Annotated in this window: 15 protein-coding genes; 4 read left to right on the top strand and 11 right to left on the bottom strand. The window is 67.4% G+C overall.

What is annotated here, in order from left to right:
* From TX88_RS14145 to TX88_RS14115, 7 genes are all read right to left on the bottom strand, one after another.
* Positions 1-690: alpha/beta hydrolase (locus tag TX88_RS14145; RefSeq protein ID WP_044517592.1), on the bottom strand; the 690-nt coding region annotated here is incomplete at its 3' end.
* A gap of 3 nt (positions 691-693) precedes the next feature.
* Positions 694-2,226 carry a flavin-containing monooxygenase gene (locus TX88_RS14140; protein ID WP_044517590.1) on the bottom strand — a complete coding sequence of 511 codons (1,533 nt, stop codon included), beginning with the start codon at positions 2,224-2,226 and terminating at the stop codon, positions 694-696.
* A complete protein-coding gene (locus TX88_RS14135) occupies positions 2,208-2,939 on the bottom strand; it encodes an SDR family NAD(P)-dependent oxidoreductase (protein WP_044517589.1) in 732 nt (243 codons plus the stop codon). The genes TX88_RS14140 and TX88_RS14135 overlap by 19 nt, the downstream gene beginning before the upstream one ends.
* An 11-nt stretch (positions 2,940-2,950) precedes the next feature.
* Positions 2,951-3,763: an HpcH/HpaI aldolase family protein gene (locus tag TX88_RS14130; protein WP_044517588.1), complete on the bottom strand. Its 813-nt coding sequence runs from the start codon at positions 3,761-3,763 to the stop codon at positions 2,951-2,953.
* Positions 3,760-4,728: a zinc-binding dehydrogenase gene (locus TX88_RS14125; protein WP_044517587.1), complete on the bottom strand. Its 969-nt coding sequence runs from the start codon at positions 4,726-4,728 to the stop codon at positions 3,760-3,762. The genes TX88_RS14130 and TX88_RS14125 overlap by 4 nt, the downstream gene beginning before the upstream one ends.
* Before the next feature lies 1 nt (position 4,729).
* Positions 4,730-5,959, bottom strand: coding sequence for a cytochrome P450 (locus TX88_RS14120; protein ID WP_044517585.1), 1,230 nt, complete (start codon positions 5,957-5,959; stop codon positions 4,730-4,732).
* Positions 5,960-5,966: 7 nt separating this feature from the next.
* The gene (locus tag TX88_RS14115) at positions 5,967-6,671 is read right to left on the bottom strand and encodes a hypothetical protein (protein ID WP_044517584.1); all 705 of its coding nucleotides are present in this window, start codon (positions 6,669-6,671) and stop codon (positions 5,967-5,969) included.
* A gap of 75 nt (positions 6,672-6,746) precedes the next feature.
* Between TX88_RS14115 and TX88_RS14110 the strand changes: the two genes are divergently transcribed.
* Positions 6,747-7,607, top strand: a complete 861-nt coding sequence (locus TX88_RS14110; RefSeq protein WP_044517582.1) for an SMP-30/gluconolactonase/LRE family protein — start codon at positions 6,747-6,749, stop codon at positions 7,605-7,607.
* Between the two features lie 9 nt (positions 7,608-7,616).
* A complete protein-coding gene (locus TX88_RS14105) occupies positions 7,617-8,438 on the top strand; it encodes a thioesterase family protein (RefSeq protein ID WP_044517581.1) in 822 nt (273 codons plus the stop codon).
* 45 nt (positions 8,439-8,483) lie between these two features.
* Here the strand turns inward: TX88_RS14105 and TX88_RS14100 are convergent, their stop codons facing one another.
* A complete protein-coding gene (locus TX88_RS14100; protein WP_044517580.1) occupies positions 8,484-9,662 on the bottom strand; it encodes an alpha-hydroxy acid oxidase in 1,179 nt (392 codons plus the stop codon).
* Positions 9,659-10,567 carry a cyclase family protein gene (locus TX88_RS14095; protein WP_044517577.1) on the bottom strand — a complete coding sequence of 303 codons (909 nt, stop codon included), beginning with the start codon at positions 10,565-10,567 and terminating at the stop codon, positions 9,659-9,661. The genes TX88_RS14100 and TX88_RS14095 overlap by 4 nt, the downstream gene beginning before the upstream one ends.
* 29 nt (positions 10,568-10,596) lie before the next feature.
* Between TX88_RS14095 and TX88_RS14090 the strand changes: the two genes are divergently transcribed.
* Complete coding sequence (locus TX88_RS14090) at positions 10,597-11,826, top strand: cytochrome P450 (RefSeq protein ID WP_084621902.1); 1,230 nt, start codon at positions 10,597-10,599, stop codon at positions 11,824-11,826.
* Between the two features lie 3 nt (positions 11,827-11,829).
* Here the strand turns inward: TX88_RS14090 and TX88_RS14085 are convergent, their stop codons facing one another.
* Together TX88_RS14085 and TX88_RS14080 are read right to left on the bottom strand one after the other, a co-directional pair.
* On the bottom strand, positions 11,830-12,021 hold the full coding sequence (locus TX88_RS14085; RefSeq protein WP_044517572.1) for a ferredoxin: 192 nt from the start codon (positions 12,019-12,021) through the stop codon (positions 11,830-11,832).
* An 11-nt stretch (positions 12,022-12,032) separates the two neighbouring features.
* The gene (locus tag TX88_RS14080; protein WP_044517571.1) at positions 12,033-13,289 is read right to left on the bottom strand and encodes a cytochrome P450; all 1,257 of its coding nucleotides are present in this window, start codon (positions 13,287-13,289) and stop codon (positions 12,033-12,035) included.
* A gap of 87 nt (positions 13,290-13,376) precedes the next feature.
* Between TX88_RS14080 and TX88_RS14075 the strand changes: the two genes are divergently transcribed.
* Positions 13,377-13,913 carry a TetR/AcrR family transcriptional regulator gene (locus TX88_RS14075; protein WP_044517567.1) on the top strand — a complete coding sequence of 179 codons (537 nt, stop codon included), beginning with the start codon at positions 13,377-13,379 and terminating at the stop codon, positions 13,911-13,913.
* Positions 13,914-13,947: the final 34 nt, after the last annotated feature.

Below are 13,947 nucleotides of genomic sequence, written 5' to 3'. Positions count from 1 at the left end.
CCGGGCGGGCACAGCCGCCTCCGGCACGTCCCGGCCGCCCACATAGTGCCGCCACATCGCGACGGTCGCCGGGCCGTCGAACCCCGGGGTGTCGGCGAACTCCTCCTTCGACCGGGTGGGCCGGTCGTCGAGCACCGGCTGGTGCAGCGACTGGAACACGATGGGGGGCGCGGAGCCGGCCGCCGAATGCTGCGCCAGCAGCGCGGCCAGCGAGCCGCCCGCGCTGTTGCCGGCCACCGCGATGCGGCCCGCGTCGATGTCGAGCTCGCCGGCCAGCGTGGCCGCCCAGTTGAGCACCACCATCGCGTCGTCGAAGGCGGCCGGGTAGGGATATTCGGGCGCGAGCCGGTAGTCCATGGCGATCACCGTGCACCGGGCCCGCCGGGCCAGCTCCACACATTGGATCTGGTCGGTGTCGAGGTTGCCCAGGACGAAGGCACCGGAATGGCAGTACACCACCGCGGGTGACGGCGAGGGGCCACCGCGGTAGATCCGCACCGGGATGGTGCGTCGTCCGAGCGCGACGCGGGCGCCGACGATCTCGACGCCGGGCGTGTCCAGGACCTGGGCAGCGTCCCGGCGTCGCTGATCCAGCGAGGTACGCACCACGCCCAACTGCTCCGTGGACAGGTCGGTGCGCGCCTCGGCAAATCCGTGCAACGCGGGGTCGAGGCGCTCCAGCCAGGGCATGGCTCAGCCGTCCGTCCGATCGGCGGCCGCGGAGACCGGGGCCGGGTAGTTGGTGGGCGGTTCGAAAGTGTAGTCGGCGGACCGGAACCGGCGGGTCATCGACCAGAATGCGCGGGCACTGCGTGGCCATTGGGTGACCACCCGGCCGCTGGGTGCCCGGAAATAGCTGCTGCACCGGGTCAGCCACACGGTGCCCTGCATCCACCGGTCGATGTCGGCGAGAAACGCGGCCATGGCGCCGGGACGCACCGCCACATAGGACTTGTGTTTGCGCCGAAGGTGTTTCAGTGCCCGAACCACGTATCGGGCCTGCGCCTCCAGGATGAAGATGACGCTGTTGGAGCCGACGTTGGTGTTGGGTCCGTAGAGCATGAAGAAGTTGGGGAAGCCGGGCACCGCCATCCCCAGGTAGGCGAATGCCCCGTCACTCCAGGTGTCGTGCAGCGACACCCCGTTCTCGCCGGTCACCTCGATCTGCCCGAGATAGTCGGCGGCCGCGTACCCGGTGGCGCACACCACCACATCGACGTCGAGTTCCCGACCGTCCTCGGTGACCAGGGACCGGGCCCGCAACGCACGGGCCGGGCTGGACACCACCTCGACGTTGGGCCGGGTCAGGGTGGCGATGAAATCCGGCGAGAACACCAGCCGCTTGCAACCCAGCGGATGGTCCGGGGTGAGCCGTGCCCGCAGTTCGTCGTCGGCCACGGTTGATTCGAGGAGGTTGAGCGCGAGCGCCTTGAACTCCTGGGTCTTGTCGCTGCCGTTCTCGATGACGGCGATGTTGGACTCGCTGCGCAGCCAGAGCCGGGTCCGGTAGATCTTCTTCGCGAACGGCACGTGGGCGAACAGCCAGCGTTCCCGCTCGGTGTACGGCCGGTCGGGTTTCGGCAACACCCAGGTCGCCGAGCGCTGGACCGAATACACCTTCTCGGCGACCTTCGCCATCTCCGGAACCACCTGGGAGGCAGTCGATCCGGTACCGAGTACGGCCACCCGAGCCCCGTCGATGGCGACGCCGTGGTCCCATTCGGCGGTGTGCATGAGGGTGCCGGTGAACGGCTCCTCCTGTACCAGATCCGGTTGCAGCGGTTGGGTGAACAGGCCGATCGCCGAGACCACGAAGTCGAAGCGGTGCTGCACACCGGACCCGGTGGTCAACACCCAGTTGTTGGCTCCGGAATCCCACTGTGCCGCAACGATCTCGGTGTTCAGTTGCAGGTGCGAGCCGAGCCGGTAGCGCTCGGCGCACCGCTCGAAGTACTCCAGGATCTCCGGTTGCCCGGCCCACAGCCGGCTCCAGCCGGCGTTGAGATCGAACGAGTAGGAGTACAGGTGCGACTTCACGTCGCAGGCCAGGCCCGGGTAGGTGTTGATCCGCCACGTACCACCGACCCCGTCTTCGCGGTCGAAGATGGTGAAATCGTCGAAACCCGCCTTTTTCAGGAAGATTCCGAGCGCCAGGCCACCCGGGCCTGCACCGATGATCCCCACTGAGGGTGAGCTGGACATGCGCACTATCCGATCTGCAGACATTGGCCGCCGTCGACGAGGAGTTCCGAGCCGGTGATGAAGGCCGCCTGGCCCGACAGCAGAAACGCCACGGCGTCGGCGATTTCGTTCGGCTTGCCCAACCGGCCCAGGGTGGCCCGATCGGCCAGCCGGGCCTGGGTCGACTCGTCGAGCATCGGTGTCTCGACGGGGCCCGGGAACACCGCGTTGACCCGGATACCGTCGCGACCCAGTTCGGCGGCCGCCAGTTGGGTGAGCCCGCGCAATGCCCACTTCGACGACCCGTAGGCCGCATGGTTCGGAAACGGCCGGACGGCGCCGGTGCTGCAGGTGTTCACCACGGCAGCACCTTCGGCCTGCCGGAGCGACTCGAGCGCCGCCTGCAATCCGAGGAACGGCCCAAGGCAGTTGACGCGCCAGGAACCTTCGAATCCGGCCGCCGTTTCCTCGGCGATCGGGGCCCGATGCAGCACACCGGCGTTGTTGACCAGCGCGTTGAGCCCACCGAACCGCTCGACGGTGGCCCGCACCGCGGCCTGCCACTGCTCGGCCGAGGTCACGTCCAGCTGGACGGCCAGCACCCGGTCGCCGAATTCGGCTGTGCTCGTGGTCAGTTCGTCGATCAGCAGATCAGCTGCTGTCACCCGGTAGCCGTCGGCCACCAGTCGGCGCACGATGGCCGCGCCCTGGCCGCGTGCGGCGCCGGTCACCAGCGCGACCCGGTCGCCGCTCGGCACTGCTCCTGCGTTCAGTTGTAGCCTCCTCGTTCGGTGCCGGTCGCGGCCCGCCCGGGTGCGGGCGGACCGCCGGCGCTTCCTGTTGCCTCATCGAGGTGCTCGGCGGCACCACGGCGTAACGCCTGAGATTCCGAGGCCAGGGTGATCATCTGGAAACCCAAGTCGGCCATGGACTTTCCGAGTTTTCCGGCCCCGGCATGGATTCCGGAGACCAGTCCGGCCGCGCGGGCGGCAGTCTGGACCGCGACCATCGCCGCCCGCACCTCGGGGTGCGTCCAGGCATCGGAGAGTTGGTATCCCATCGAGATGGCCAGGTCCGCCGGGCCGACGTAGATCCCGGTGAGGCCGGGCACCGCACAGATCTCCTCGGCGACGGCCAGACCGCGCGCGGTCTCGATCATCGCGAACACACTCACCCGGGCCTCCAGCTCGGCGGTGTCGTGTCCGAGGCTCGCCCGCAACGGGCCGAAGCTGCGCACCCCGGCCGGGGCGTAACGGGTGGCCGCGACCGCGGCGGCTGCCTGTTCGGCGGATTCCACCATGGCGATGATCACCGCGTCGGCGCCCGCGTCGAGCACCCGGCCGATCGGCGCGGGGTCGGCCGAGGGCAGCCGCACCGCGGTGGCGATCGGCACATGCTCGAGCCGTCTCAACAGCAGCGCCACGTCCGCATCGTCGAGATAGCCGTGCTGGACGTCGAATCCGACGTAGTGGTAACCCGCCGCCGCGAACTCCTCGGGACCGAGGATCGTCGGCCCGACCACCCAGCCGCCCCAGACCTGGGCGTTGGCGGCCAACGCGTCCTGCAGTCTGCTCGCGCTCACCGGGTGATCGCGATCTTGACGCGCTCGGGCACCGGACGGCAGGCCAGTTCGAACGCCGCCTGCACATCGTCCGAGCCGAACGTGTGGGTCACGTACCTGGGCAACAGGTCGGGATGCTCCCGGGCGAACTCGTCGGCCCGGCGCAGCACGCGCTGACGGTCCAGTGTGACACCGGATTTGAGGGTCAGGTTGTTCCGCAACATGGTGCGCATGCTGATCGGATAGCTGTCGTCGTCAGGCACCCCGAAGTAGAACACCGTGCCCCCGAACGCGGAGGCTTCCAATGCGTGGTTGAGCGTGGCGACCTGGTGCCCGACGGCTTCGATGACGACATCAGGCTTGCCGACCGGTCCCAGATGCCGGACCCAGCGGTCGCTCGTGGCCCGGACCGCGTCGTCGACCCCGAAGTGCGCGCTCACCGAAGAACGATCCACGGGGTCCACCCCGGTGACCCGTGCGGCACCGAACGCCTTTGCCACATAGGAGAACAGCAAGCCGATCGAGCCCTGTCCGATGACGGCGACGTGGCGGCCTCGCAGATCCGGCAGTTGCTCGACGGCGTACAGGACGCATGCCAGCGGCTGCAGGCCGACAGCCAGTTCCGGGGTCAGTGCCGGGTCGTAGGAGACCAGCCCGGCTCCGTCGGCGATCACGCGGCCCATCAGACCGTCGAAGCCCGACGCCCAACCCACCACGCGCTCCCCCGGTCGGTGATCGGGATGGCGGCTGGCCAGTACCTCGCCGACGATCTCGTGGATCGGGAAGCCGGTCATCTCCGCCGCACAGCATCCGGTGTCCCCCGGCAGCTTGCCCTGGGTGCCACGGAATCCGGGCAGGTCGCTGCCACAGATCCCGGCCGCCAGGAAGTCCAGCAGCACCTGGCCGTCGGCCAGCGATTCCGGCGATGGTTCTGAAATATCTTTCCGCTCAAACACATACGGAGCGACGAGCCGATACGACCACACGTCACACCTCCACAGGGATGTTGTTCCAGCCCCACTGGAAACTCGACGGCGGCCGGGATGCCGCGGCCTCGTCGATGTGATAGTCGGGCACGCGTTTGAGGAACTCCTGGATCATGATGGTGATCTCCAGCCGGGCCACGTGTACGCCGAGGCAGAAATGCTGCCCGTGGCCGAACGACAACAGCCGTTCGATGGGCCGGTTCCACACGAAATCGTCCGGATTGTCGTATTCCCGTTCGTCGCGGGCCGCCGAGGCAAGCAGCGTGATGACACGTTGGCCGGGATTGATGGTGGTGCCGTGAACCGTGTAGGGCCGCCGCACCGTTCGGGCGAACCACTGCGCCGGGGCACTGTGCCGGATGATCTCCTCACGGGCGACCGGCACATTGCCGTCGAGATCGGAACGCACTGCGGCCAACTGGTCGGGGTGCCGAAGCAGCTGCCACAGCCCGGTCGCGGTGATCTTCGGGACCGTCTCGGTACCGCCGATGAACACGCCGAGCATCTGCACCGCGGCTTCCATGTCCCCGAAGGCCGATCCGTCGGGCAGCCGGAAGTCGAGCAGGGCATCGGCGATCGGCACGCTGCCGTCATGGCCGGCTGCGCGCCGCCGCTCGATGATCGGGGTGAGGTAGGACAGGTAGCCGGGGCGGGCATTGCCCACCTCGACCCCCTCCCCGGGCTGAGCGAGGCTGCCCGCGTTGACCGTCGCCAGCACCTCCGGCGCGAGATCGGCAGGTAGTCCGACGAATTCGCAGACCATCGCGGCGGCGACGATACCGCCGTAGTCCTGCGTCAGGTCAAACGTGCCGCGCGGCAGCAGTTCGTCCAGACGCTCGTTGGCCAGCGTCCGGATCCTGTCAGCCAGCTTGGCCGCCGATCGCGGCCGGAACTGCGCCGAAGTGCACCGCCGCACGTTCTCGTAGAGCGGAGAATCGAAGTTGGCGTGGAAGGGCATGGGATGAAGCGGCGGATCGGGCACCGGGCCGTCGTTGCGATGCGCCAGCACGTTCGCGGCCGGCAGGGTGCCCTCGGAGGCGACGAAGGTTCCGTCGTTGACTCCGAGCATGTTCCAGATGTCGTCGAACCGGGACAACGCATAGGTGTCCCATTTGTCGATGTAGTACACCGGGTACTCGTCGCGCAAGATCCGGTAGTACGGCAACGGGTCGGCCATCACGTCCGGATCGAACGGATCGTAGGTGAAATCCTGCAGCACAGGCTGATTCATGCCAGGCCTACTTCAGCGGTGAGGGCGGCAGGGCCGAGAGGATGGAATCCTCCCAGCCGTCGCGAAGCGCGGGGGCCACGCTCATCCAGGTGACGATCTCCGCGGGCGGGCTGCCCTTCCACGACGGGTAATGGTTCTCGAAGCAGTCCCAGTCGTCGTCGAGTGCCCAGTAGTGGATCACCTCGTTGAACCGGAAGGTGGTGATGAACGAGCCCAGCCAGCGCTTGCCGGTGCTCTCCGACCACGGCACATACAACCGCTCGAGTTCCCGGATGTAGTCGTCCTGGCGCCCGGGCTTGGTTTCCATGATCTCCTGAATCACCAGGCCCGCACCGAAGTTCGCCTCCTGGAGCTGCGCAAGGGTCCTGTTGTACTTGCCGGCGTACATGATCCGGCCCTCACCGCGGGCCCCGAGCTCGGACAGGTATGCCGCCCACTGGAGTGCGGGCTTCTCGTGACTGCCGCCGACCGCCTGCGCCTTGCCGATGCGGGCGTAGTCGGCGAAAGCGTCGATCTCCCAGATGATCGTCACCTGCGGCCAGTGCCCGTTGTAGGGCGTGGTTTCCCAGATCGCGAACAGCCGCGCGCCGAGGTCCTCCATCATCGGCCGGTAGACCTCACCGAAGGTCTCCGTGAACTGGTCGGTCCGACCTGATCCCAGGTCGATGGTCTCGTGCAAATACAGCAGCGTGTGGCCGTAGAACTTCTTCATCACGACGCTCCGATAGTTGACAGTGGCACCATGCGAGCGTGACACTTGAGGCGTGTTTTGTAAAGGCGCGAGGACATGACTGCGGGAACCGAACAAACCGGGACAACCGAACTGGCGCACGGTTTCTGTTTCGGCGAGGGGCCGCGCTGGTTCGAGGGCATGCTGTGGTTTTCCGACATGCTGGGCGAAGCCGTGCACACGGTCACGCTGGCAGGCTCCATGACCACCCTGCCCGTACCCGGACATTCGCCGTCCGGGCTGGGTTTCCGGCCCGACGGCACCCTGCTGATCGTCTCCACCGAGCGCCGTCAGGTGCTGCGTTACGACGGAGACACCGTCGAACTGCTGGCCGATCTCAGCGACCTGGTCCCCGCAGCCCTCGGTGACATGGTGGTCGACGAGCACGGCCGGGCCTATGTCGGATCGCAGGCCCGCACCGATGGGGTGATCGTGCGTATCGACCCTGATGACCAGGTGACGGTTGTCGCCGAGCATCTGGACTTCCCCAACGGCATGGTGATCACCCCGGATGGCACCACCCTGATCGTCGCGGAGTCCACCGCGCGACGGTTGAGCGCGTTCACCATCTCCCCCGATGGCGGGCTCACCGACCGGCGGGTGTTCGCCGACGGTCTCGACGGCCCGCCGGACGGCCTCGCGATGGACGTCGAGGGCGGGGTGTGGGCGGCATTGACGTTGGCGCAGGAGTTCCAGCGCTTCGCCCCTGACGGCTCCTCGGTGACGCACCGGGTCGACGCCGACGGCCGCACCGCGATCGCGTGTGCCCTGGGCGGTGCCGAGGGACGCACCCTGTTTCTGGTCACCACCACCGACGCCTATCCGGAACGCCTGATCGGCACCAAACTGTCGCGGGTCGACGCGCTGATGGTCGAAACCCCCGCGCCGGGCGATCACGACACCCACCATCACCACTGAACGGTAGATATGTCTGACTCTTACTACGAGCTGATCGACGAGAACGACGCGATCGGCGAGAAGTTTCGCGCGACCGACATGACACGTGGCACCTGGTCGGCGGCCATCCAGCACGCAGCGCCGGTCTCGGCGCTGCTGGTGCGCGCACTGGAGCGCTGCGAGCACCGCGCCGACACCCGCCTGAGCCGGGTGGCCATCGATCTGATGGGCGGCGTGCCCTCCGAAGGTGACCTGTGGGTGCGTGCCCAGTTGGAACGCCCCGGCAAGCAGATCGAACTGGTCAGCGCCGAGATGCTGGCGCCCCGCCCCGACGGGGAAGCCAGAGTGGTGGCCCGAGCCAGCGGTTGGCGGATGTTGCAACTCGACACCGCCGCCATCGCGCACGCCTCTGCCGAACCGCTGCCGCCGCTGGAGCAGGCCCGTAGCCACGACATGGCCAAGAACTGGGAGCCCAACTACGTGCACAGCGTGGATTGGCGCTGGCTGACCGTGCCGCAGGCGCCCGGCCCGGGTGAGTCCTGGCTCAAGCCGACCGTCGACCTGGTCAAGGGCGAGTCGATGACGCCGCTGCAGCGCTTGTTCGCCGTCGCTGACGACGCCAACGGCATCGGCTCCAAGATCGACATCCGCAAGTGGACGTTCCTCAACACCGATCTGGTGGTGCACATCCACCGAGTGCCCGACGGGGAGTGGATCGGCATCCGTGCCGACACCAACTACGGCCCCGACGGCATCGGCGCCACGGTGGGGACGCTGTTCGACCAGACCGGCGCGGTGGGCGCGATCCAGCAGTCGGTGCTGGTGCGCCCCCGCCCACCGAAAAGTTCCTAGCACGAGCAGACGCGGAAGTACCCTGCCGACACCAAAATTGGGTACCTACGTGTCTGCTCGCCGAAGAACGTCACGGGTCAAGTCAGCCACACTCGCCACACCCATCAACGTCAGCGTCGAGCGCATCTCGGCGGCCAGGATGTCGAGCACCGCACCCACTCCGGCACCACCGGCCACGGCCAGCCCGTAGATGTAGGGCCGGCCGATCATCACGGCGTCGGCCCCGAGGGCCAGTGCCGTCACGATGTCGGTGCCGGATCGCACACCGCTGTCCAGCAGCACCGTGGCGCGTCCGCCGACGGCGTCGGCGATGTCGGGCAACGCGTTCACCGAGGCGATCACCCCATTGAGTTGGCGCCCACCGTGATTGGACACCACCACCCCGGTGGCGCCCACGTCGTCGACCGCACGCACCGCGTCCTCTGGTTCCAACACACCCTTGACCACGAACGGCCCGTCCCAGCGCTCGCGGAGCGCGGCCACGTCACGCCAACTCAGGTCGGGCCGGATCCGGCGGTTCTGGATGCTCACGGATTCCACCGCGCCCTTCGCGCCTGCGGTGTGGGTGAGGCTGCGCATCGTCATCCGCTGGTGCCGCAGCAGTCCGTACCACCAGTGCGGCCGGATCGCGGCGTCGGCGATGCGGCGTGGCGTGAGGATCGGCGGGTGTCCCATGCCGGTGCGCCGCTCCCCGGTGCGGTTGCCCTGCACCGGAACGTCGACGGTCACCACCAGGGTGCGGTAACCGGTGTCACGGGCCCGGCTGAGCATGGAATCCGAGAACGGGCCATCGCCCCAGGGATACAGCTGGAACCAGTGGTCGGCCGACGTGCCTGCGGCGACTTCCTCGATGGAGTACGACGACGCCGTCGACAGTGTCAGTCGGGTGCCTGCCCGTTCGGCGGCCTGTGCGGCGGCCAGCTCACCCGACCAGTGCGCGAGCCCGGTGAGCCCGGTGGGAGCCAGCAGCACCGGCAGTTCGAGTCGCTGACCGTCGATCGTCACCCCCAACTCGGCACCGGGGTGCCCGGCCAGAACGCGTTGGCGCAGTGACCAATTCGCGAAGGCACTGCGATTGGCACGCAATGTGCGCTCATCCTCGGCCCCACCATCGAGGTAGGCCCACACCATGGCGGGCAGAGCCCGGCGCGCCGCACGCCGGTAGTCCTCGACGCTGACCAGCGGGGCCGGGGTACGCAGCCGGTACTGGAATGCCGGGCTCATTTGATCGCGATGGGCGTGACCGGCGAACCCACCGCATTGCTGATGTGCAGCGGCGGCGCCACGAACAGAAAACTCCACACCCCGTCGCCGGCACAGTCGGCGCTCAGTGCGTCGAGGTCGAGGATCTCGGCCAGCGGCATGCCCATGTCGCGGATCAGGATGCAGTGCAGCGGCAGCGTCTCCCCCGTCTCGCTTGGGATCACCTCGATGGCCCAGTTGTCACTGCCCACCGCCGCGACGCCGCGATCTCGCAACCAGCGCGCGCAGTCGATGCCCAGGCCCGGTTCGGTGGACATCCAATCGTCGCGGCCGTGGGCCAGCAGTCTGCCCCGCCAGCCCGTCCGCACCAGCAGGAAGTCAGCCTCTCCGACGGTGACACCCTGTGCCGCTTCGGCGGCCTCGAGGTCGTCCGGGGTGATCGCGGTACCGCCTTCGAGCCAGTCCACCCCGCCCAACCGGGCGATGTCGAGCAGTACACCGCGCCCGGCTATCCGGTCGGTGAAGGCGTCGACAGCCAGCTGACGGGCTCCGGCCCGGGTGCGGACCTGGTCTGTGGGGTAGCCGTTGTACAGCTTGTCGTCGTAGGCGACGTGCGACAACGCGTCCCATTGGGTCCCGGACTGCAGCGGCATGATGATCCAGTCGTCGGCGACCTGCAGCCCGTGCGGTTCCCAGTCGTCGGGCTGCATGGACATCAGGTGGACCGGGTTGAGCCGGCCGCCGATGCCGCTCTGCGGGCCGTCCTTGCCCACCGGAATGCTCAGCTGAAACACCTTGCCCGAACGGACTTCACCGGCTGCTGCCTGCACGTGACGCGGCTCGACGAGGTTGAGGGTGCCGATCTGGTCGTCGGGCCCCCATCGGCCCCAGTTGGACAGTTCGCGGCCGAGATCCTTGAAACTCACGCTTTACAGAATCGCACAAAATTGTCAACATGGCACCTATGGTTGCCGCCCATTTTCCGCTGCTGTCGTTCGACACCGCCGACCCGTCATTCGTCGCCGATCCGTGGGCGCGCTACCGCGAGATCCGGGAACTGGGCGGAGTGGTCTTCAACGAGCGGATCAACCGGTGGATGGTCGGCGAGTTCGCCCTGGTCAAGCAGATCCTCAGTGCCCCTTCACAGTTCGGCTCCGAACGCGGCCAGGTGGAGCACGCAGCGGTGTTCGGCGGACCCACGATGGAGTTCTACGACGGCCCACACCACGACCAGATCAGGTCGATCTGGTCCGGCGATTTCCGGCCGAGGACCCTAGCTCAGCTGCGCCCGGTGATCACCGACATCGTTCGCGCCAAGCTGGAGCCGGTCGCCGCCAGACTGCGCGACGGGGAAACCGTCGAGGTGGTCTCGGAGCTCACCCGCGGTATCCCGACCGAGGTGATCGCGCACATGCTCGGCGTGGAACCCGAGATGGTCGGCCAGTTCACCGCGTGGAGCGACGCGATGGGCGCTTCCGCCGAGGGGTACAGCATGCCCGGCGGGCACGGTGCCGAGTTGATCGCCGCCGGTAAACACGCGACGGCCCAACTGAATTCCTACATCCGCGAGCAACTGCCCCGCCGGGGCTGCCCAGCCGACGACAGTTGGGATCTGATCGGCACGATGGTCGGCCACGACTACGCCTGCGAGCACATGACCGAACAGGAGATCGTCGCCAGCAATACCCAATTGGTGTTCGCCGGCAACGAGACCACCGCCAAGCTGCTCGCCCAGATCGTGGCCACCCTGGCCGTTCATGCGGACCAGCGGCGAATCCTGCAGTCCGATCGCACGTTGGCCCTCGATGTGGCGGAAGAGGTGCACCGTCTGGAAACGGTGTCGCACTCCATCTTCCGCGATGTGGTCGGTGACGGCGTGACCGTCGGTGAGGTCGCCGTCGCCGACGGTGAGCGGATCACCCTGCTGCTGGGCGCGGCCAACCGCGATCCGCGACGCTGGGAGCGCCCCGACGAGTTCGACATCACCCGGCGCAAGCTGTCCCACCTGGGATTCGCCTTCGGTCTGCACAGTTGCCTCGGCATGAACCTGGCCCGCCTGGAGGCCCAGATCTTCGTCGAGGAGCTGATCGACACCGTCGGCGACTGGCAGCTGGCCGGGCCCCTGGACTACGGCACCAACTACACGGTGCGCGGGCCGGGCCGGGTGCTGATCGCGGCCGCCTGAGATTCAGCCCTGCATCCGCAGGGCGGTCGCCGGGCATTGGGTCACGGCCTGCTGCAAGCGTTCCCGGTCGCTCTCCGGATGATCATCCCCGTGGATGTGCACCATGCCCTCGTCGGAAACTTCGAACACGTCCTCGGCGATCGATTCGCAGATGCCGTGCCCGGTGCACTTGCCCAGGTCGACTTCGACGCGCATCGGGTGCCTACCTACGCGATGTGCGCGGGCACGCGCTTGATGCCGTGCACGAAGCTGCTGTACAGCAGTTCGGGCTCACCGAATTCGACGGTCTTCAGCCGGGTCAGCAGCTCGCGGAACAGGTGCCGCAACTCGGTCTTGGCCAGCTGGTTGCCCAGACAGAAGTGCGGGCCACCACCGCCGAACCCGACCTGCGGATTGGGAGAACGGCTCAGGTCGAACCGCTGCGGGTCGGTGAACACCGACTCGTCCCGGTTGCCCGAGCAGTAGAACAGGCCCACCTTCTCGCCTGCCCTGATCTGCTGGCCGGCCAGCTCGACGTCCTCGGTGGCGTGCCGCGCGAACTGGATCACCGGGGTGGCCCACCGCACGAATTCCTCTGTGGCCAGACCGATCCGGTTGTCGAAATCCTCCAACAGCCAATCCTTCTGGGCCGGATTGGCAGCCAGCGCCAGCATCGCGTGAGTGGTGGTCTGCTTGGTGGTGTCGTTACCCGCCGAGGCCAGCAGGATCAGGAATGCCCCGATCTCCTCGTCGGTCAGCCGGTGCCCGTCTACCTCGGCGTTGACGATGCTGGTCATCAGGTCGTCGCCGGGATTGGACCGCCGGAACTTGGCCAGCTCCACGCCTGTGTTCGAAATCAGCATGATCTCGTTGATGGTGGCCATCGCGCGCTCTTCGAGCGACGAGTACTCGTCATCGCTCATGCTGAACAGCTTCTCGGCCGCCTTGGCCAGCGCGGGCTGATCGGCAGCGGGTACACCGAGCATGTCGGAGATCGTCCGCATCGGCAGCTGCGCCGAGCATGCCTCGACGAAGTCGACGTCCCCGGCACCGATCAGGTCGTCGACGACGGCAACAGCGTTGCGGTGAATCTGCTCCTCGATCTTGCGCACGTTCCGCGGGGTGAACGCCGAGCTGATCAGGCGTCGGTACGTGGTGTGCTCGGGCGGATCCATCATCAGGAAGAAGGTGGCGAACTTCTGCACGTCGGCCGGCATCGGATCCAGCGCAACGCCCTGGGTCGAGGTGAACAACTCGGGGTGCTGGCTCACGAACTGGATGTCGGCGCGGCGGGTCACCGCCCAGAAACCGGGCTCCTCGACGTCGAACAGCGTCGACAGCGGCTGATGCCAGCTCAGGCCCTCACCCGCGCGCAACTGTGCGAATGTCTCGTCCCGCTCGGCGAAGGGCCGGCTCCAGAAATCGTGCGACGTGATGTCGAATGGGCTGTATTCGCGTGCCTGCGGTGAGCTGGCAACTGTCACGGTGTTCCCTCCTGCACGGGCGTCCGACAACGGTGTCGCGCCACGAATTAGCGTGACAGTTCGGCGATAGTTTGTAAAGCTGTGGGCATGGCGGAAATATCGTCCATCGACGACGACAGCAGCACCCGCGGACGGATCCTGGCCGCGACCGCCGAAGTGCTCGGGGCCAACGGCATGACCAAGCTCAGCCTGTCCGAGGTCGCCCTGCAGGCCGGGGTTTCCCGGCCCACGCTCTACCGCTGGTTCGCCTCCAAACAGGAACTGCTCGACGCATTCGTGGTGTGGGAGCGCAAGTACTACGAACAGGCCGTGGCGCAGGCCTCCGCCGACCTGCCCGACAACGAACACCTGGACGCCGCGCTGCGGACGGTCGTCGAGTATCAGCAGTCCTACCCGGGACTACGCATGGTCGACATCGAACCGGAACATGTCATCAAGCGCCTCACCCAGGTGATCCCGCTGATGCGGGAACGCCTGCAGCGACTGACAACCGGGCCGGATGCCGACATCGCCGCGGCCACCGCGGTGCGGGTGGCGGTCTGCCACTACCTGGTGCGCAGCGACGACGCCGACGATTTTCTGGCGCAGCTACGCCACGCCGCGCGGGTAAAACATCAGCATTGACCAGGTCTTTTCACTTCCGGCACTACCCTGGGCC

The sequence above is a fragment of the Mycolicibacterium septicum DSM 44393 genome, from assembly GCF_000455325.1.
GTDB lineage: Bacteria > Actinomycetota > Actinomycetes > Mycobacteriales > Mycobacteriaceae > Mycobacterium > Mycobacterium septicum.
Note: the sequence above shows the minus strand (reverse complement) of the source record. Positions and strands in the feature narration are given on the sequence as shown.

Excerpts from the sequence above, each read along its gene's own strand:
- TX88_RS14075 (WP_044517567.1), top strand. The coding sequence starts at position 13,377 with ATGGCGGAAATATCGTCCATCGACGACGACAGCAGCACCCGCGGACGG.
- TX88_RS14090 (WP_084621902.1), top strand. The coding sequence starts at position 10,597 with ATGGCACCTATGGTTGCCGCCCATTTTCCGCTGCTGTCGTTCGACACC.
- TX88_RS14115 (WP_044517584.1), bottom strand. The coding sequence starts at position 6,671 with ATGAAGAAGTTCTACGGCCACACGCTGCTGTATTTGCACGAGACCATC.
- TX88_RS14085 (WP_044517572.1), bottom strand. The coding sequence starts at position 12,021 with ATGCGCGTCGAAGTCGACCTGGGCAAGTGCACCGGGCACGGCATCTGC.
- TX88_RS14110 (WP_044517582.1), top strand. The coding sequence starts at position 6,747 with ATGACTGCGGGAACCGAACAAACCGGGACAACCGAACTGGCGCACGGT.
- TX88_RS14120 (WP_044517585.1), bottom strand. The coding sequence starts at position 5,959 with ATGAATCAGCCTGTGCTGCAGGATTTCACCTACGATCCGTTCGATCCG.
- TX88_RS14140 (WP_044517590.1), bottom strand. The coding sequence starts at position 2,226 with ATGTCTGCAGATCGGATAGTGCGCATGTCCAGCTCACCCTCAGTGGGG.
- TX88_RS14105 (WP_044517581.1), top strand. The coding sequence starts at position 7,617 with ATGTCTGACTCTTACTACGAGCTGATCGACGAGAACGACGCGATCGGC.
- TX88_RS14100 (WP_044517580.1), bottom strand. The coding sequence starts at position 9,662 with ATGAGCCCGGCATTCCAGTACCGGCTGCGTACCCCGGCCCCGCTGGTC.